Source organism: Arthrobacter sp. DNA4 (genome assembly GCF_024362385.1).
Taxonomy (GTDB): Bacteria; Actinomycetota; Actinomycetes; order Actinomycetales; family Micrococcaceae; genus Arthrobacter.
In genome coordinates, this window is record NZ_CP101466.1 from 4,081,536 (window position 1) to 4,100,434 (window position 18,899).

Consider the following 18,899-nt stretch of genomic DNA (forward strand, 5'->3'; position numbering starts at 1 on the left):
CCTACTTCAGGGGAACGTCCGGGGTTTTGCCCGGGAGCGGGATCTCGGTAGGCAACGGAACGGGCAGCTTGGGGCCCTGTTCCAGGCCCTTCCTGACGTCCCCCGACACGTCGGTGGGCAGTGCAGGCTCCGCGGGAACTTCGGCAGGCTTCTGCGTAGCCGTCCCGTGAGTGGGGGTGTTTCCCTGCCGTGCCGGAACGCCCGACGGCGCCGCGGCGGCAGGTGCAGAGGCGGGCGCGGGTGCCGGTGGGACGGCATCCGCGCTGCTGGTTGCCGACGGCCGGGGTCCCGCCGGACCGGGTACCGGAGCCGGTTTGGTGTCGTTGCCGGAAGGTGCCGCCGCGGATCCAGTTACGAACGAGGTGACGGCATGGTTCAGCTGGGAGATGGAGTCGCGGAAGCCCTGGTCGGAGGCGGCAGCCACTGCGCCGCGGGCAGCGAGCGAGGCAGCCACCGAGAGTGTAGTGAGCGTGATGCGGCGCTTGGCCCTGCGGCGGGCTGCGAGTTCATCAGCCGGTTTCAGTGGGTTGGGTTGAGCTGGGCTCGGTTGAGCTGCCCCGGCGTCCGCGGCGGCCCCGGCGGTGGGAAGCACGGTGGTGGCGGTAAGCACACCAACGGGCAGCACGGTGGTGGCGGCAGTTGACGTGCCTGCCATCAGCGCTGCGATGTCGGCGGAGGGTGCCGGGGCCTCTGCCGCCAGTGCACGCAGGTTGAGCAGGGCGTCACGGAGCTGGCCGTCGTCGTCCATGCCTGCCTCCAGCAAAAGCTGGTCGACAGCCCCCTGGTTGCGGGATCCTGCGGTGTCACTCATGATGTGCCTGGTTTCTCTTGAGCGTTTGTGCCTTGAGGTTTTGCAGTGCCCGGCGCTGGAGCTGCTTGATGGCTCCGGCGCTCTTGCCCATGATGGCGGCCACTTGGTCGATGGACAGGTCCGCCACGACGCGAAGGGCCAGGACCTCCTGGTGTTCTTCGCTGAGCCCTTCCAGCATGGCTTCGGCGCCGGCCGTCAGTTCCACGGCGTGGTCCTCCGCGGACGGCGTGGTCCGGCCGTCATGCTGGGGGTCGTACGGTGTGAGCTGCGGCCTGCGCTCCACCCGTCGGTAGTGGTCCACCATGCGCGCGTGGGCAATTGAGAAGATCAGCGATTTGGCGCCCTGCAGGCCGCCCGTGAGCGTGCCGATCCTGGAGTGGAAGGCCAGAAAGACGTCCTGGGTAACGGCCTCGGGGTCATCGAGTCCGCGCGCCTTGAGGTACCCGTGGACCGGGCCCGCGAAGGTTCGATAGGCAGCAGCGAACAACACGGCCGGATCAGTTCCGGCTGCGTTGTCGAATATGTCGATCTCTTCTTGGGCCAAAGTGTCCAGCACCAGCGGCTCCTCCATCCCGGGGCCCGGGCTTGCGCCTGGTCCCGGTTTCCGGTTCGGACTGCCAGTTCCCGTGGTATTCCGGCTGCCTTTTTGCGGGTTTGCCAGGGGCGCTCTTCCAAAGGTGCGCGCCCCCGCCCGGCTGCCCGGACTGCGGCCGCAACCGCAGTCCAGACTAGCCAATGAGCCTTAGCGGGCCGAAACCGACGGCGTGTGGATGGTGTTGCCACCCACGGCGGGAACGGCAGGAACAGCAGGAACGGTGTTGGCGCCGTCGACGCCCGGGACGGCCGGAACGGCGGGCACTGCAGGAGCGGACGGAACGGCGGGGATCTCCGGCTTTGCGGCGTCAACGGACACGGAACCCTTGGTTCCGGCACTGGCCTTGGCTGCGGCGTCGGCCTTGGCCACGACGTCGGTGCAGTAGCTCTTGATGTTCGCCTCACCCTGTGCCGCGATGGACAGCGAGGAGAACGCCTTGGAGGAAGCGTCCAGGCCGCCGTGGGTGAAGGCGGTGCACAGGCCCAGGGCGGCGGGACCGGCTGCATCAACGGCGGTGTTGGCCGTGGCGGACCCGGTTGCGTCGGCGCCGGCCTTTTCGTCAGATGCCTCAGCGGACGCGGAAGCCTTGGCTGTGGCCTCTGCGGTGGCGTCGGCGCTCTTCACGGCGTCGATGACTGCAGCGGTGGCGGAGGGGGCAGGGGTGGCCTGCGCGTCAGCCGCTGCTTCGGCGGCGAGCTTGGGGGCGGGTGCACCGAAAAGTTCGTGGGCGGTCTGCTGGGCCTGGGCGGGAAGGACACCGGAGACGGCGGCGGCACCGGTTCCTCCTACTGCCAGGGTTCCGGCGGCCAGGACTCCGGCGGCGACTTTGCTGGTGGCGAGAACGGTGAACACAGACATTTACTTCTCCAAAACCTAGACAACACATCGGACTGGGCCCGCCGGGCGGACCCATCACTGACTACATCGCCTGCGGTTGCGGAAAGGTTACGGGTGTTTGGAAATTTCTTTTTCTGCCTTCAAATCGCTGGAAGCGTTCCGGATCGCCGGTCCGCTCCGGCTGTTTCACGGCGCTCCGGCGATCCGCAGAGCTGAGGCACCGGCTGCTTTACGTTCGGCCAAGTCAGGAACCATGGCAGCGAGCCGCTGGATGTAGGGGCCCACTTCCTCGTCGTCCAGCACCAGCAGGTCCGGCTGGCCACGCAGCCACCGGGCATTGAGGGCTGTGATGTTCTCGTGCTCCAGCAGTTCCTCGAACTCGCCGTCAAGCTCCCCGACCCGGAGGAGGGCGCCGGCACTGGACCCGCTGTCACCGGCACCGCCGGCCAGGTAGGACGCTTCGGTTCCGGCGGTCAGCACGCCGTAGGCCTCCGCGGCCCGGTTAAACAGGTCCAGGTGCGCGGTGGCCCCCATCCCTGCCATGCCTTCGCGGACCAGCGGGTCGGTGGCGATCCGGCCGCCCGCCATGACGGCGTACTGCGCGAAGCCGCCCTCCAGCGCCTGCGACAGGTAGAAGTCCACCAGGCAGCTTCGGACGGCCACCGGAGACATGTCTTCCAGCCGCAGCGTGGCCCTGCGCATCGCATCGATGATGGCCGCGTTGGCCTCCACCACCTCCTCGTCCCTGCCTCCGATACTGCTGCTGGTCAGGACGACGGGCTGGGGCGTGATGGTCATGGCAATCCTTGCTCGGCGGGGGCGGTGCTCCGGACGCTTTCACGCTACGACGGCCGGTTCACGCCAGCATCGGGAAGGAAATGAACGTCGAGCGAAGTTTTCGGGACCACCAGGGCAGGCAGCCGGCGGCATGGGGGTGCCGCCCGTCGAACTAAGATGGATCAGATAACCACCCACCGGACCCGGCTCCGCCGTGGCCTGCCGAAAGTAGCGCTCACCATGCCATCCCAACCGGACGAAAGTGCGGACCTGGCAATACAGACACCCGCCATCAACGACCGCTCGCTGGCGGCCGGGCTGGCGTATGCCATGGCAAGCAGGGTCTCCGGCATATCGTTCGACGGCGGCACGGGGCTCATGCTGGGAAAGGTCCGGGGCGGCGCGGAAGTTCCCTACTCCACCACGGCCAAGCTGGTCCGGAAGGCCGGCGGCTGGAGCTGCACCGTGGGCGTCTGCAGCTGCCCCGTCCGCAAGGACTGCAAGCACGTCGCGGCCCTGCTGTTCGCGGCCGAGGACAACCCCTCCATCCGGATGCAGCTGCTGGCACCGTCCACCTCCACGCAGGTATCCCGTGCACCGTCCGCGGCCCTCCCGGACTGGGAGCAGGCCCTCAGTCCGCTGATCTCCCAGCCCGGTTCCGCCCCCTCCACCAGCGGGGTTCCCCTGGCCCTGCAGTTCGAGGTGGAGGAACCACCGCCGCACTTTTCCTACACAGGCCGCCGGGACCCGGTTCGCGGCGTCCGGCAGCTCAAGGTCCGCCCCGTCATCATGGGCGCCAAGGGCAAGTGGATCCGCGGTGACGTTTCCTGGAACACCCTGAGTTACCTGAACTTCCGGCGCGAATCGAACCAGGCGCACGTGGAATGGCTGCAGGAGTTCCTGGTAAGCCATTCCTCCTCCGCCAGCCGGATGCACAACTCCGCCGGCCTGTGGCTGGGCCTGAACTCCTACGCCGGCAAGAACCTGTGGAGCCTGCTGTCCGATGCCCGGAAGATCGGGCTCGCCCTGGTCCACTCGCGCGGCACCGAGCCGGTACGGGTGGCCGAGTCCCCTGCCGCCGTCGGACTTTCCCTCAGCCGGTACGGCACCCCCGTGGCTGAGCCGTCCAGCGTGAAAGGCGGCGCCGCCCGGCGCCAATGCAGAGGCGTCCGACGGCGGCCTGGAGCTTTCGCCCACCATCACCGTTGACGGGGCCGAGGTTGATCCGGCGGCGGTGGGCACCATCGGCAGGCCCGCGCACGGCCTCTTCTTCACGGCCGGGGAAGCCGCCCTGCCCGGCGTCCCCGACCCAGACGGCATCATTACGCTGGCGCCGCTGGAAAACGGGCTGAGCGAGGAGCTGCTGGCGTTCGTCACCGCGGGAAGCATGCTGCACATCCCGGCCCGGGACGAGTCGCGGTTCCTGACGGGCTTCTACCCCAAGCTCAAGCAGACCGCCCGGGTGACAACCCGCGATGAGTCCGTGGAACTGCCCGAACTGGCCGTCCCCACCCTCTCTCTGCTGGCCAACTACGGCGCGGACCATCGGGTGCGGCTGCACTGGGAGTGGCACTACAAAACCGGCAAGCTGGTCACCGCGCAGCCACTGTGGCGCCACCCCGGCGACCACGGCTACCGCGACGACACCGCCGAGGCCCGCATCCTGGAAGGGATCGGCCACCCCTGGGATGTGGTGGCCGCCCTGGGCGAATCGGCGACGGGCGGCTGGGGCACTCCCCGGCTGGCGGCGTCCGCCGAGCTGACCGGCCTGGACACGCTGGCCTTCACCGAGGACGTGCTGCCGCGGCTGCGGGAAGCCCTGGACGTGGACGTGGAGACAGTGGGCGACATCGCCGACTACCGCGAGGCCGAGGAAGCGCCGGTGGTGTCGATCTCCACCAAGGCCACCGAACAGCGTGACTGGTTCGACCTGGGCATCCAGATATCACTGGAGGGCCAGCCCGTGTCCTTCGCCGCTGTCTTCTCGGCCCTCGCCGCCGGTCAGACCAAGATGCTGCTGCCCAGCGGCGCCTACTTCTCCCTGGACCTGCCGGAGCTGCACCAGCTGCGGGCTTTGATCGAGGAAGCCAGGTCGCTGCAGGACAACAAGGACGCGCCGCTGCAGATCAGCAGGTTCCAGGCCGGGCTGTGGGATGAACTGGCGCAGCTGGGGATCGTTGACGAACAGGCCGCCGCCTGGCGGTCCGCGGTGGGCGGACTCCTGGAGGGCGGCACGGACGGGCTGCCGCTGCCGTCGTCCCTGAACGCCGAGCTGCGACCGTACCAGCTGGAGGGCTATAACTGGCTCAGCTTCCTGTACAAGCACGGACTGGGCGGCATCCTGGCCGACGACATGGGCCTGGGCAAGACCGTGCAGGCGCTGGCCCTGATGTGCGCGGCGAAGGAGCTGGCCGTCGCGGCTGCTGCGTCCCTGGAGACGCCCGACGCCGGTGCCGCCGCGGACCCTGGAAACCGGCCCGCCGCCGTCGCACCCTTCCTGGTGGTGGCCCCCACCAGCGTGGTGGGCAACTGGGCCCTCGAAGCCGCCCGCTTTGCCCCCGGGCTGACCGTGCGGACGGTCGGCGAGACCTTCGCCAAGAGCGGCCAGGGCGTGGCGGAGGCCCTGGGCGGGGCAGATATCGTGATCACGTCCTACGCCCTGTTCCGGATTGACTATGACGCCTACGCCTCGCGTACCTGGAACGGGCTGGTGCTGGACGAGGCGCAGTTCGTGAAGAACCACCAGTCCAAGGCCTACCAGTGCGCGCGCAAGCTGCCGGCCGCGTTCAAGCTTGCCATCACGGGCACGCCGCTGGAGAACAACCTGATGGAGTTCTGGGCGCTGACGTCCATCGTGGCGCCGGGCCTGTTCTCCAGCCCCAAGCGCTTCGCCGAGTACTACCAGAAGCCGGTGGAGAAGAACGGCGACAAGGGGCAACTGGAGAAGCTCCGGCGCCGGGTCCGGCCGCTGATGATGCGCCGCACCAAGGACCAGGTGATCAAGGACCTGCCGCCCAAACAGGAACAGATCCTGGAAGTGGTGCTGAATCCGCGGCACCAGAAGGTTTACCAGACGCACCTGCAGCGCGAACGGCAGAAGATCCTCGGGCTGATCGAGGACGTCAACAAGAACCGGTTCACCATTTTCCAGTCGCTGACCCTGCTGCGGCAGCTCAGCCTGGACGTGTCGCTGGTGGACCCTTCCCTGTCCGCGGTGCGGTCCTCCAAGCTGGATGTGCTGTTCGAGCAGCTCGAAGACCTGGTGGCCGAGGGGCACCGGGCACTGATCTTCAGCCAGTTCACCGGCTTCCTGGGCAAGGTGCGGGAGCGGCTGGACGAGGAAGAGATCGAGTACTGCTACCTCGACGGCGGCACCAGGAACCGCGCCGACGTGGTCAGCGAGTTCAAGAACGGCAGCGCGCCCGTGTTCCTGATTTCGCTCAAGGCCGGCGGGTTCGGCCTGAACCTCACCGAGGCCGACTACGTCTTCCTGCTCGATCCATGGTGGAACCCGGCGTCCGAAGCCCAGGCCGTGGACCGGACCCACCGCATTGGGCAGGCCCGGAACGTGATGGTGTACCGGCTCGTGGCCAAGGACACCATCGAGGAGAAGGTCATGGCGCTGAAGACCCGGAAGTCGCAGCTGTTCGCTGACGTCATGGAAGGCGACGCCCTGGCCGGCGGAGCCATCACGGCGGAAGACCTGGCGGGGCTGTTCAAGGAGTAGGGCCCTCCGCCGGGGCTCAACGTCTAAGCTGGTGCCCAACGCAAAACTACAACGTTGGAGAAACATTGCCGCACCAGCTGCCCGTCACGGAAAATCCTGCAGCACCGCCCCTGGTGCCGCTGCGCCCGGACGCATTCGCCACCCCGTACCGGGACCCCGTGTGGGACGGCCCCACCGACCCCGTCCTGGTGGCTGACCACCTCACAGGCGGCTGGGTGCTCTTCTACACCCAGCGCCGCGCCACCCTTCCGGGGCTGACGGGGGTGGAATGGGTGCACGGGACCGGCATCGGCGTCGCCAAATCGTCCGACGGCGGCACCACCTGGCGCTACCACGGCACCGCGAACGGACTCGTCCCGCCCGGAACGGAACTTCCGGCAACCCTCTGGGCGCCCGACGTCGTCCGTATTGGCGACCGATGGATCATGTACGTGACCGTCCTGGGCGGCAGGCGCACGGACTGGACCGGGACGGCGGAAATCGTCCAGTTCGCCAGCACGGATTTGGAGAAGTGGGAGTACCTGGGCCGGATCGACCTGGACTCCCCCCGGGTCATCGACGCCGCAGTAGCCCGGTGCGGTGACGGCCGGTACCGCCTCTGGTACAAGGACGAGGCCCGCGGCTCCAACACCTGCAGCGCGGTCAGCGACACTCCGGAGGACCCGTCGTCGTGGAAGCCCGAAGGTGTGGCAATCCCCGGGCGCCCGCACGAGGGACCCAAGGTCTTCCGGCTGGGCGGCAGCTACTGGATGATCGTGGACGAGTGGCGGGGCCAGGCGGTCTACCGTTCCGAAGACGCAACGGGCCGTTGGGTCCGGCAGGAGCACCGTGGCGGCCTGATCCTCACGGCACCGGAATCGGTGGACGGAAGGCCCGTCGTCGGACGCCACGCGGACGTGGTGCCCCTGACGGAACGGGCGCCCGGCGAAATGTCCGACGGCGACGCGAGGCGTGCGCTGCTGGTCTACTTCACGCACCCGTACTGGGACGGCGAGGACATCGACACGATGGCACCGGACCCGCGCACCCGCCTCAGCCACGTCCGGGCGGCAGTACTGGAAGTGCGGGACGGCGTCCTGGTGTGCGTGGAACACTGACCACTGCACAGAGCAGCTGCCGGCACGGAGAAGGGCCAAACCCTGGAACTATAAGCCGGCGGCTGCCGGCACCGGTCCAAGGTTTGGCCCTGACTCGTGCATTCGGGGCGGGCCCAGCGTGTGCTGGGGCCGCCGGAAGGGGACCTGCCGAAGCTAGACCCGCTGCGGCGACCCCAGCTCCACCGGATCCTCATCCATCAGGTAGGCCAGCTCCGAGTGGGCCGCGAGGTCGATGCCGCGCAGTTCGTCCTCGGGCTTGATGCGCAGGCCGCCCATGGTCTTGTCCAGGATCTTCGCCAGGATCCAGGTGACGCCGAAGGAGTAGGCCAGCACCGTGATGGTGGCGAGGGCCTGGATGCCCAGCTGCTCAAAGCCGCCGCCGTAAAACAGTCCGCTGACGCCGTTCGGGGCCTTGTCCGTGGCAAAGAGTCCGATCAGCAGCGTGCCCAGGATGCCGCCCACCAGGTGGACGCCGACGACGTCGAGGGAATCGTCGAAGCCCAGGCGGAACTTCCATTCGATGGCCAGCGAGCAGACAGCCCCGGCGATCGCGCCGATGGCCAGCGCGCCGAGCGGGCTGACTGCGCCACAGGCGGGAGTGATGGCTACCAGCGCCGCGATGAGGCCTGACGCGGCCCCCATGCTGGTGGCCGCACCGTGCCGGACCCGCTCAACAAGGGCCCAGGCAAGCAGTCCGGCGGAAGCAGCCACGGCGGTGTTCAGGAACACCACCGACGCCGACTGGCCGGCAGCCAGTGCGGAGCCGGCGTTGAAGCCGAACCAGCCAACCCACAGCAGGCCCGCGCCCACCAGCACCAATGGCCGGCTGTGCGGCTTGGCGTGTTCCACCTTGGGCCAGCCGGAGCTCTTGCCCAGGACCAGTGCCAGTGCCAGTGCTGCGGCGCCGGCGTTCATGTGGACCGCAGTGCCGCCGGCGAAGTCGATGGCCTTGATGCCGTTGGCGATCCAACCGCCGACGGTGCTGCCGTCCGCCGAGTCGAACGCGAACACCCAGTGCGCGATGGGGAAGTAGACCACCGTGGCCCAGATGCCGGCGAACAGCATCCAGGCGCCAAACTTCATCCGGCCTGCGGCGGCACCGGCAACGAGTGCGGTGGTGACGCAGGCGAAGAACAGCTGGAACGCTGCGAACAGGATGACCGGAATGGACGCGGAATCATCCTTGGCCAGCAGCTGCCCCATGCCCGGGAACTCGGTGACGTCACCGATGAGCCCCAGTCCGCCCACGGAGTTTCCGAAGGCCATCGAGTAACCGAACAGTGCCCAGAGCACGGCCACCAGGCTGGCGCCGCCGAAGCACATCATCATCATGTTCAGGATCCGGCGGGACCCCACCATGCCCCCGTAAAACAGGGCCAGGGCGGGAATCATCATGCATACCAGCGCCGAGCTGGCCAAAATCCAAGCGACATTTCCCGAGTCCATGGGAAACCCCTTTCAAGATGCGAAAAGAACGGTACGTTGCCGTCAGAGCCGTTCGCCAAGTGGGACGCGGGAGGAGAAACCGCGGCCGGCGGAGGGGCGGCTTTTGCCGTCTGATACCAATGTATGGCGGCTATTTTTGGGTAGGTTTCGGGTGTGTTAAATAGTGGTTTCAGCCAATTGCACGCGAGTTTCACAGGTCCCGTTGAGCGCAGGGCGTCACGCTGGGCACGCTTTTGGCCAGGGCACGACGCCGGCGCCCCGGGTTTCCAGGGTGCGGGGCACCTGGGTGCGCCGAAAGCGTGCCGTGCGTGACGCCGCGTCGAACAGTGCAGGCATGCACCTCCAGGACCAGGCAGTGCAGGGCTAGGCTGGAAAGCGTCCGGGCAGCCAGCCACGCCGAAGGAGCCAGCCCTTGAACAGCCAGCAATCCCCTCCTGTACCGCCGAGTGACCTGCGGGTGGGGGTGGTGGGCATCGGCTGGGCTTACCAGCAGCACCTCAAGGCCTACTCAGCGCTGGACGGAGTAAGCATCGTCTCGGTGGCAGGGATGGAGCAGGACCTCCGGGACTCCCTGCAGGCCGAATATGCCATTCCGAACGCCTTCGCCGACTGGCAGGACATGCTGGACCACGGCGGCCTTGACGCAGTCAGCGTGGCAGTACCCACCTTCCTGCACGCCCCGATCTCCATCGCGGCCCTGGAACGGGGTATCCATGTGCTGAGCGAGAAGCCCATCGCCCGCAACGCAGCCGAAGGCCAGGCCATGGTGGACGCGGCCCGGAAGGCCGGACGCGTCCTGGACGTCGCCTTCAACCACCGCCGGCGCGGCGACATCAAGGCGCTCAAGGAGGTCATCGACCACGGCGGCCTGGGCCGGCCCTACTACGCGAAGGCGTCATGGCTGCGGCGCGCCGGCATTCCCACGCTGGGCAGCTGGTTCACCAACCCGGAGCTCGCCGGCGGCGGGCCGCTGGCGGACATCGGCGTCCATGTGCTCGACTTCGCCCTCTACCTCCTCGGCGAGCCCAAGGTGGTGGCGGTCTCCGCAGCCACCCACGCCGAACTGGGGCCGCAGGGGCGGGGCGGCGGCAGCCGGTTCTCCGCCCACGCCACCAGCCATGCCTTCGAAGTGGAGGACTTCGCGACGGCATTCCTCCGGCTGGACGGCGGCGCAACCCTGCTGGTCGAGGCGAGCTGGGCGGCCTATCGGGAAACCGATGACCAGCTGGACTTCACGGTGTACGGTACCGACGGCGGCGCCGAGCTCAGGGTGCACGGGGCACCGTTCCCGCCGGTGGGCCGGCTGCGGGTGTTCACGGACAAGGACGGCGGGTCCGCGGACTACCTGCCCCCGGTCCTGCCGGGCCGCGCGCACGATGCAGTGGTGGAGGATTTCGTCACCGCCGTGCGCGGCGGCGCCCAGGTCTGGGCCAACCATGACGGATCCCTGGCACTGTACCGCGCCCAGGTCATCGACGCGTGCTACCAGTCCGCCCGCGAGCAGAGGGAGGTTCGGCTCTGATGGACGGCAACCTGCGGATCCTGGTGTGGAACGAAGGCGTCCACGAAGCCAACAACGAGCCGTCCCACATCGGGGAAATGTACCCGGACGGCATCCATGGCGCCATCGCCACGGGCCTGCGCTCCCACCTTCCGGACGCGGACATCACGACGGCGGTCCTGGCCACGGATCCCGAACACGGCCTTGCCGAGGAGGTGCTCGCGGAGACGGACGTCCTGTTGTGGTGGGGCCACATCGCGCACGCCGAGGTGGGGGACGCCGTCGTCGAACGCGTCCACCGGCATGTGCTGGGCGGTATGGGGCTGATCGTGCTCCACTCGGGGCACTTCGCGAAGATCTTCACCAAACTGCTCGGCACCAGCTGCTCCCTGGCCTGGCGGAACGACGGCGGCCGCGAGCTGGTGTGGACCGTCAAGCCCTCCCATCCCATCGCGGACGGCGTGGAGAGCCCCATCGTCATTCCGGAGCAGGAGATGTACGGCGAATTGTTCGACATCCCGGACCCGGACGACCTGATCTTCATCAGCTCCTTTGCCGGCGGCGAGGTGTTCCGCTCCGGCGTGACCTTCACCCGCGGCAAGGGCCGCATCTTCTACTTCAGCCCCGGCGACCAGGAGTACCCGGTGTACCACCACCCGCAGGTCCAGCGGGTCCTGGCCAACGGGGTGAAGTGGGCCGCGCAGCCCGGCCTGGACCGCTCGGCCCCAAGCGTCAGCAACCCCGGCCGGGAGTGGTTCGAGGCAGAAAAGCGTCATTGACATCAGGTACGCATAAGAGCAGATTGGGATCGTCGCACACGAGGTCAGGCAGGTTCTGGACGGGGCACATCCCGCCCTGCCGGGCCCTATTTCCCGGTGCTCCCGGCGCCGGACGAACTCAATAACCACTCCTTACCAAGGAGCCAGAAATGCCCGCAGTAACGGTGAAGGACCTGGAGTCCAAATCCTTTGACCAACCCGATGAAAAGCGCCGTCCGCCCAAGACCCAAGTAGACGTGGTGAACATTGGTGGCGCCACCCTGGGCCGGTTCACGTTTGAGCCCGGCTGGCGCTGGTCAGAAACCGTCAAGACGGTTGTCCATACGGACAGCTGCCAGAACAATCACCTTGGTTTTTGCACCTCCGGCACCCTGACCGTCCAGCTGGACAACGGAACCGGCATGACCATCCAGGCCGGCGACGCGTACTCCATCCCGGCAGGCCACGACGCCTGGGTGGAGGGCGATGAGACGTTTGTTGGCTACGAGGTCATGAGCGCGGCAGAGTACGCCAAGCCTGCCTGACCCTTGGGTTCCACCCCTGTCGCCAGGAAAGGGAGGTCCGGCAGGGCCTCCCTTTCCTGCTGCCGCGGCCCTACCGTGGAGGGTACGCAACGATCGGAGAGCAATGAAAGTCACCGTCATCGGCGGCAGCGGCCACATCGGTTCGTTCCTGGTCCCCCGGCTGGTCCAGGCTTACCACGAGGTCACCAACATCAGCCGCGGCACCAGCAAGCCCTACACGGACGCGCCTGCCTGGCAGCAGGTGCAGCATGTCACCGCAGACCGGCAGGCGGAGGACCAGGACGGAACCTTCCCTGACCGGGTGGCTGCCCTCAAGCCGGACGTCGTGGTGGACCTGGTCTGCTTCACCCTCGAATCGGCGGCAGCGTTGGTGCAGCGGCTGCGGGGCGAAGTGGGGCACCTGCTGCATTGCGGCTCCGTCTGGCGGTACGGGCAGAGCCTGAAGCTGCCCATCAGGGAGGGATCGGATTCAGCCGCACCTCCCTTTGGCGAGTACGGCATCCAGAAAAACAGGATTGCCCTGATGCTGCAGGAGGAAACCGCCGGCGGCGGGCTGGCCACCACCTCCCTGCATCCCGGCCACATTGTGGGACCGGGCTGGCAGCCCGTTGGTCCGCTGGGAAACCTCGATCCCACCGTCTGGCAGACGATCTCCGCAGGGCAGCCCCTCCGGATTCCCGGCAGCGGCTCGGAGCTGATGCACCATGTGCACGCCGATGACGTCGCCCAGGCCTTCGAGAAGGCCATTGCCCGGCGGGAGGCGGCCACCGGTGAGGACTTCAACATCGTTGCCCCCACGGCGCTCACGGTCCGCGGTTACGCGGACATCGCCGCCGCCTGGTTCGGGCACGCTGCGGTACTGGAGACGGTTCCCTGGGACCGCTTCCGGGAGAACACCTCCCGCGAGCACGCAGATGCGAGCTGGAACCACCTTTACCGCAGCCAGTGCTTCAGCATCGAAAAAGCGGCCTCCATGCTTGGCTACGCGCCGCGGTACGAACCGGAGCAGGCCATCTTCGAATCCATCCAGTGGCTTGTTGACCACGAACAGCTGCACGTCGCCCGCCCGCTCGGCGTCGCCGCCGGCTGAGCCCCGAAGGCCTACCGGTGCAACCGCCGCAGCCGGGCCACCAGGGTTGCGGCGAGCAGCGCCGTCCCCAGTTCCAGGGTGACAACCAGCAGCAGCTGCGTGCTGCCCGAATCAACCACAGCGGACGACGACGGCTGGCCGCCATGGGCGTGCCCGGCACCCCCGGCGGCCAGCAGCAGGACGGCGTGCAGGGCGGCCATCACCACGGCAGCAGCGGTGACCTGCTGCAGTGCGGCCACCCGGCTCTGCCGCCAGATGTGGACCGTGCAGGGAACGCAGACGGCGGCGAGCGCCAGCATGAGGACGCTCAGCCACGCGCCGTGGCGTCCCGACGCCGCCAGCCACACGTGGGCAAGGCAGGAACCGGCGGTGGCCACCGCTACGACGCGGGGATGCAGGACGGGACCGTTGGCACGCACCCGTCCCGCCGCCGTCGTACTCCCTGCCGTGGCGGGGGCGAGGCTAGTGGCAGCCACCGCTGCCGCCCTCGCTGTGGCAGGAGGATTCCTGCTTGTTGGGGTTGGCGGGAACGTCCAGGACCGGGCTGCGGTCGAAGAAGCCCTCCGGCCGCAGCTTGAAGCCGACGGTGTCCACGGGCATGATGGGCCAGTCCTCCACCCGGGGGAAGTGGGTCAGGCCGAAGGTATGCCAGACGACGATGTCCTGGCCATCGATGTCCCGGTCCTGTGCGACGTAGGCGGGCAGGCCCGCTCCGCCGGCATGCTGGTTCACGAAGTCGCCCGTGGGGTACTTCTCGTCCTCGGCGTACCGGGTGACCCACAGGTCCTTGGTGGCAAAGGCGGCGCGGCGGGCGATGGAGGAGTCCGGGTCTGCCAGCAGCGTGGGCTGGTTGTGGGAGTGCAGTTTGTAGCCCACGGGCTCCCCCAGCCGGTTGCGGGATTCCGGGTTGGAGATGATCCAGGTCCGGCCGGCCCGGGCGTCGGCTTCCCGGACGCCTTCGGATTCACGCGCCAGGACGGTGCGCTTCCGGGAGAAGGCGTTGCCGCGTTCGTTGCCCGGCCCCATGGCCTGGCGGATGACATCCTCCTCCTCCACCCGGTTGGTGAACCCGTCGATGGCCATGTCCAGCCGGGCACTGAAGAGGTGCTGGTGGAAGGGTGCACCCAGGCCGGGCGCCAGCTGGGAGATGTTGTCTGAGCCGCCTTGCGGGAACGCCGAGGTAAACACGATGCCGGTGGCTTTGGCCTCGAATTCGATGGTGCCGTCCAGGTAGAGGTACCAGTAGAAGCCGTAGTCGTAGTTGCCGATCGTGGTGAAGAAGGAGATCACCAGGCGGCGGTTGCGGCGGGTGTAGGTGACGCCGCTCCAGAGGTCGGAGTGCTTGGAGAGGATGCTCCAGTCCTCCTCGTGCATGCAGATGCCGTTGCTGATTTCCCGCGGGTTGCCGAACGCGTCGCTGATGACCGGGCTGAGGTAGGTGATCTCGCCCAGGCAGTCGCAGCCAAGTTCCAGCGAGTTGGCGTACTGGCCCACCAGGTATTCGCCGGTGTCAAAGTAGTTCTGCCAGGACCGGATGGGTGAGGGATCCCCGTACGGCACCACCATTTCGGCAATGGACGCCCGGTTGATGATCTGCCGCTTCCGGCCGCTGTCCTGGAAGGCCAGGTTATGCAGGACCACCCCTTCCCGGACATCGAAGCCGACGTCCACGCTCCACTTTTCCCATTCCACGTGGTTGCCGCCGGTGACGGTGAAGCTGGGCCCTTCCGGCTGGGTGATGCTGATGGGCTTCTGGGTGTCGCGGACAGGCCCGGTCAGTTCCGGATCGGTGTAGTTGCCATGCTCAGCCGGGATGGGGATCACGCCGAGGTCGATGACCTGGGTGACTTCCTTGCTGACCACGTCCACGTAGGCCACCAGTCCGTCCACCGGGTGCGCCCAGGCGCTGTCCCCGGGGAATTCCTGCACGAACGCCAGGCCGCGGAGGATGCGGCGGCCCTTCTCCTCGCCGTATTCGAAAACACCGGCAGACAGCGGGGCAACGCGGACCTTTTCGACCTCGAGGCCCCTGTCGGCGAGCGCATTCAGCCAGCGGTCATCGGTGGCCAGCAGGGATTCCACCACTTCGAATTCCTCCTCCAGGACCGGCAGTTCGCCGGTCACCGCGGTGTCGAGTTCGACGGCGGAGAGCACCTTTTGCTGGGTAATGGAGACCACGACGTCGCGCGGCGCAGCCCCCGAGACGTCGTGGATGAAGACCCGGAATCGGCGGTCCACAGCCTGTGGTTGCGCTCCCCGGGCCGGATCCAGCAGGCCGAGGTAGGCGATGCGGTGCCGGGCGTCCAGGTGGCCTTCAGACTGCAGGATGGCGCGGACGTCCAGGATTTCCTCCGCCGTTGCCAGGTGGAAGGCCGATGCGGTTTCGGTTGGTGCAAGAGTCATGGGAAGAGCCTTTGTCCGGGCCGTCGCCGGTCACTGGTTTATTTTCTATAGTTGTAGAGAATAAACGTCCGTAACATGGCTCACAAGAGTCTGAGCGAAATATTTCCGGGGAGTGGCCGCGGTGCCGAAGATAGTTGACCATGATGAGCGCCGCCTGGAACTCGTGGATGCCACCTGGCGGATCATTGCCCGTCAGGGCCTTGAGAGCGCCACCATGCGGGAGATCGCCACGGAGGCAGGCTTCGCGAACGGCGCCCTGAAACCCTACTTCCCCACCAAGGACACCCTGCTCGAATTCGCCTTCAGCCATGTGTTCAACAGGACCAACCTGCGCATCGCGGAGGTCACGGCCGGACGGACGGGCCTGGACGCGCTGCGGGCCTTTTGCCTCGAGGTCCTCCCCCTCGATGACGAGCGCGTCAACGAGGCACGAATCGTGGTCCCGTTCTGGCAAAGGGCCATCAACGACCCCCGGAAGGCGGCGATCCACCAGCAGTCGATGAATGAATGGCTGGTGGCGATCCGCCGTTTCCTGGCAGAGGCGAGGGGCAGCGGCGACGTCCGTGCCGCCGTCGACGATCCCATCCTTGCCGGGCAGCTGCTGAACATGCTGCTGGGGGCCCAGATCGAGGCAGCCCTGGCGCCCGCCGGTCAAACAGACTTTGGCCACGCGGCCCAACTCGAGGGGTACCTTTCCCTCCTGGGCAAAATTCCCGGCCGGAAATGAGTGCCAAACTCGAAAGTATGCTTACTATTGAGGGGTCAGGTTCTGGCGAATGCCGGAGCGAGCACGAACTGTAAGGAGCATCTCCATGGGTTTGGATGACAAGATCGGCAACGCTGCAGAGAAGCTCGGCGGCAAGGGCAAGGAAGCTGCCGGAAACGCCACGGGCGACGAAAGCCTGAAGGCTGAAGGCCAGACGGACCAGGCAAAGTCGGACCTCAAGCAGGCTTACGAGCACGTCAAGGATGCCTTTAAGAAGGACTAGACAACGCTCGCATAATGGGTGCAACTCCAGCCGGAGTTGCACTCATTGGCGTTTTCAGGGCATGTCCCGCATGTCCCGCAGTTCCTGCAGCAGCTTCAACTGTTCGGCGTTGATGTTCATGAGCATCTCAATCTGCGCCGCGGCCCGGACGTCAGTTTCGTAATCATGCTGCGCCATGGCCGAGGCAATGGCATCCTGGCGCTTGGCTGCAATGAGCAGGATGGCGCCCTGCAGGCCGGTCAGCATGGACAGGAAAAGGTTCAGCAGAATGTAGGGGTAGGGGTCCCATGCGCTGTTGGCGAGGACGTAGGAATTCACCAGGGCCCACAGTCCCATGAAACCCAAGAACATCCCCACGAAAGGCCAGCTGCCCATGCCGTTTCGAAGGGCGTCGGCGGCTTTGTCGCCCGTACTGAGGCCCTCTTTGTGCCGCCGGTGCCAGTTAACTCTTATCTCAGCCATGGGCCCAGAATAGGCCCGCTTAGTGGATCAGCCCCGAAACCAGGTTGATGGTGGTGGCGAGGACGATGGCACCGAGCAGATAGGACAGCAGCGCCTGGCGCAGGACGGTGGAACGGATGGCAGTGGTCTTCAGGTCGGTGTCCGATACCTGGAACGTCATGCCCACAGTGAAGGCCAGGTAGGCGAAATCCGAATACCGGGGCTGGCTCCCTTCGTTGAAATCCACACCCGTGCCGTCGCGGTAGTAGATCGCTGCGTAGCGGAGGGTGAACAGGGTGTGGACCAGGAACCATGAGAGGGCAATGCTGCCCAGCGCCATGGCCACCGTTGCGTCCTTGGCGCCACCCTGCTCGCTGGAGGCATCAAGCAAAATCAGGGCGACCCCGGCAAAGCTGGCCACGGTGGCGCCCAGGACCAGCGTGTCCGAGAAGATCCTGCCGGGATCCTCCCTCCGCGCATGCGCAGCGGTGGCTGCAGGACCCAGGCGTCCGATGACGCTCCAGACCCAGATGAGGTAGGTGGCCGACGCAGCGGCCCAGCCGAGTGCCGGGGCATACGTCCAGGTGCCAAAGGTGCCAACCGCCAGCGCCGCGACAAGGCCGACGGCAAGCATCACCAGCAAGCGGAGCCGGGAATGGTGGGCGCGGGAGTTGAAGTTCCGGTGGTGGTCGCCGGGAGCCGTCATGGACTTCATGGCCCGATCATGGCACGCGAGGCTGGGCTGCGGCTGGAAAGACAATTCGCCTTATTTTCGCCAACCGTTGAAAAAAGATTGGCGTGCCGCTAACCTGAATGGACTGTGTCGCAGGACACAACCCGGGGGGAACGTGAAGTGGCCATCCGTCGCGAGGAACATCATGCCAGCAGCTGCAGCAAGCGGGGCAACAGCCCTGACCCCACGCCAGGACCTCAGCTCCAGCGTTGCCACATCATTTGACCACTGGAAACACCTGGTGGCCGAATCCTTCGTGCCCCTCACCGCTCGGACGGCGGACGTGGAGGGTTTCCAGGGCCGGATGCGTTCCCGGGTACTGGACCGGATGTCCATCGTGGAAGTGACCGCCACCTCCCACGAGGTCCACCGCACCCCCGCGCTGATCGCCCAGGCCCATGAGCGCTATTTCAAGCTGAATCTGCAGCTGGAAGGCACGGGCCTGCTGATCCAGGACAACCGCGAAGCCGTCCTCCAGCCCGGCGACCTGGCAATCTACGACACCAACCGGCCCTACACCCTTGCCTTCGAGGACAGCACCAGGATCATGGTCCTGATGTTCCCCTGCGACGCCCTCTCCCTGCCGGTGGACTACGTGGGGCAGCTCGCCGCGGTGCGCATGGGCAGCGGGGGCCTCAGCGGAATCGTGGGCCAGTTCATTCGCGAACTGTCGGCGAACTTGGACGTCCTGAACGGCCCCAGCGGCTCGCGGCTCGCCACCAACGCCCTGGACCTGGTGTCCACCATGCTGCACGCGGAAATGGACATCACGCCGGACCGCATGAAGCCGCAGGCACTGCTGGCGGTCTCGGTCCGCGAGTACATCGAGGCGAACCTGGCCGACCCCCTGCTGTCACCGGCAAGCATCGCCGCCGCGCACTTCATCTCCACCCGGCACCTGCACAACGTCTTCCACGAGTCGGGGACCACCGTTGCCAGCTGGATCCGGACACAGCGGCTCGAAGGTGCACGCCGTGACCTCCGCGACCCGCTGCACGCCGGGCAATCCGTCGGCACGGTGGCTGCCCGCTGGGGGTTCCTGGATGCCGCCCATTTCAGCCGCACGTTCCGGGATGCTTTTGGCGTCTCACCCACCGAATGGCGCCGGGGCTGATTCAGGACCTGGTTCCCGCCCCAGGCACCCCTACT

General features: G+C 67.0%; 17 protein-coding genes and 1 pseudogene. 9 read left to right on the top strand and 9 right to left on the bottom strand.

What is annotated here, in order from left to right; all coding sequences use genetic code 11:
* Position 1: 1 nt before the first annotated feature.
* The 4 genes from NMQ03_RS18930 to NMQ03_RS18945 form a co-directional block, all read right to left on the bottom strand.
* The gene (locus tag NMQ03_RS18930; protein WP_255173480.1) at positions 2-811 is read right to left on the bottom strand and encodes a hypothetical protein; all 810 of its coding nucleotides are present in this window, start codon (positions 809-811) and stop codon (positions 2-4) included.
* A complete protein-coding gene (locus tag NMQ03_RS18935) occupies positions 804-1,382 on the bottom strand; it encodes an RNA polymerase sigma factor (RefSeq protein WP_255173481.1) in 579 nt (192 codons plus the stop codon). The genes NMQ03_RS18930 and NMQ03_RS18935 overlap by 8 nt, the downstream gene beginning before the upstream one ends.
* Before the next feature lie 171 nt (positions 1,383-1,553).
* Entirely contained in the window at positions 1,554-2,264 is a 711-nt protein-coding gene (locus tag NMQ03_RS18940) for a protein tyrosine phosphatase (protein WP_255173482.1), read from the bottom strand.
* Between the two features lie 165 nt (positions 2,265-2,429).
* Positions 2,430-3,041 (bottom strand): hypothetical protein, encoded by a 612-nt coding sequence (locus NMQ03_RS18945; RefSeq protein ID WP_255173483.1) that lies wholly within the window; start codon positions 3,039-3,041, stop codon positions 2,430-2,432.
* A gap of 219 nt (positions 3,042-3,260) precedes the next feature.
* On the opposite strand from NMQ03_RS18945, the pseudogene NMQ03_RS18950 reads away from it, so the two are divergent.
* Together NMQ03_RS18950 and NMQ03_RS18955 are read left to right on the top strand one after the other, a co-directional pair.
* Positions 3,261-6,747: pseudogene (locus NMQ03_RS18950) on the top strand (SNF2-related protein).
* Between the two features lie 65 nt (positions 6,748-6,812).
* A complete protein-coding gene (locus NMQ03_RS18955; protein ID WP_255173484.1) occupies positions 6,813-7,844 on the top strand; it encodes a family 43 glycosylhydrolase in 1,032 nt (343 codons plus the stop codon).
* 153 nt (positions 7,845-7,997) lie between these two features.
* On the opposite strand, the gene NMQ03_RS18960 is transcribed toward NMQ03_RS18955, so the two are convergent.
* The gene (locus NMQ03_RS18960; RefSeq protein WP_255173485.1) at positions 7,998-9,290 is read right to left on the bottom strand and encodes an ammonium transporter; all 1,293 of its coding nucleotides are present in this window, start codon (positions 9,288-9,290) and stop codon (positions 7,998-8,000) included.
* A gap of 412 nt (positions 9,291-9,702) precedes the next feature.
* Here NMQ03_RS18960 and NMQ03_RS18965 point away from each other — a divergent pair, with 412 nt between their 5' ends.
* The 4 genes from NMQ03_RS18965 to NMQ03_RS18980 all read left to right on the top strand — a co-directional run bounded on the left by NMQ03_RS18965 (position 9,703) and on the right by NMQ03_RS18980 (position 13,184).
* Positions 9,703-10,812: a Gfo/Idh/MocA family protein gene (locus NMQ03_RS18965; protein WP_255173486.1), complete on the top strand. Its 1,110-nt coding sequence runs from the start codon at positions 9,703-9,705 to the stop codon at positions 10,810-10,812.
* Entirely contained in the window at positions 10,812-11,570 is a 759-nt protein-coding gene (locus tag NMQ03_RS18970) for a ThuA domain-containing protein (protein ID WP_255173487.1), read from the top strand. Before NMQ03_RS18965 ends, NMQ03_RS18970 begins: the two co-directional genes overlap by 1 nt.
* Positions 11,571-11,719: 149 nt before the next feature.
* Complete coding sequence (locus NMQ03_RS18975) at positions 11,720-12,094, top strand: cupin domain-containing protein (RefSeq protein WP_255173488.1); 375 nt, start codon at positions 11,720-11,722, stop codon at positions 12,092-12,094.
* A 103-nt stretch (positions 12,095-12,197) separates the two neighbouring features.
* Complete coding sequence (locus NMQ03_RS18980) at positions 12,198-13,184, top strand: NAD(P)-dependent oxidoreductase (RefSeq protein ID WP_255173489.1); 987 nt, start codon at positions 12,198-12,200, stop codon at positions 13,182-13,184.
* A gap of 11 nt (positions 13,185-13,195) precedes the next feature.
* Here NMQ03_RS18980 and NMQ03_RS18985 read toward each other — a convergent pair whose 3' ends face one another.
* A complete protein-coding gene (locus tag NMQ03_RS18985; RefSeq protein WP_255173490.1) occupies positions 13,196-13,660 on the bottom strand; it encodes a hypothetical protein in 465 nt (154 codons plus the stop codon).
* A complete protein-coding gene (locus NMQ03_RS18990; protein WP_255173491.1) occupies positions 13,647-15,587 on the bottom strand; it encodes a primary-amine oxidase in 1,941 nt (646 codons plus the stop codon). The genes NMQ03_RS18985 and NMQ03_RS18990 overlap by 14 nt, the downstream gene beginning before the upstream one ends.
* 121 nt (positions 15,588-15,708) lie before the next feature.
* On the opposite strand from NMQ03_RS18990, the gene NMQ03_RS18995 reads away from it, so the two are divergent.
* On the top strand, positions 15,709-16,314 hold the full coding sequence (locus NMQ03_RS18995) for a TetR/AcrR family transcriptional regulator (RefSeq protein ID WP_255173492.1): 606 nt from the start codon (positions 15,709-15,711) through the stop codon (positions 16,312-16,314).
* Positions 16,315-16,399: 85 nt separating this feature from the next.
* Positions 16,400-16,576, top strand: a complete 177-nt coding sequence (locus NMQ03_RS19000; protein WP_255173493.1) for a CsbD family protein — start codon at positions 16,400-16,402, stop codon at positions 16,574-16,576.
* A 54-nt stretch (positions 16,577-16,630) separates the two neighbouring features.
* On the opposite strand, the gene NMQ03_RS19005 is transcribed toward NMQ03_RS19000, so the two are convergent.
* Both NMQ03_RS19005 and NMQ03_RS19010 read right to left on the bottom strand, forming a co-directional pair.
* Positions 16,631-17,038: a DUF1003 domain-containing protein gene (locus tag NMQ03_RS19005; protein ID WP_255173494.1), complete on the bottom strand. Its 408-nt coding sequence runs from the start codon at positions 17,036-17,038 to the stop codon at positions 16,631-16,633.
* Positions 17,039-17,057: 19 nt separating this feature from the next.
* The gene (locus NMQ03_RS19010) at positions 17,058-17,732 is read right to left on the bottom strand and encodes a DUF1345 domain-containing protein (RefSeq protein WP_255173495.1); all 675 of its coding nucleotides are present in this window, start codon (positions 17,730-17,732) and stop codon (positions 17,058-17,060) included.
* 163 nt (positions 17,733-17,895) lie between these two features.
* On the opposite strand from NMQ03_RS19010, the gene NMQ03_RS19015 reads away from it, so the two are divergent.
* A complete protein-coding gene (locus tag NMQ03_RS19015) occupies positions 17,896-18,864 on the top strand; it encodes a helix-turn-helix domain-containing protein (RefSeq protein WP_255173496.1) in 969 nt (322 codons plus the stop codon).
* Positions 18,865-18,899: the final 35 nt, after the last annotated feature.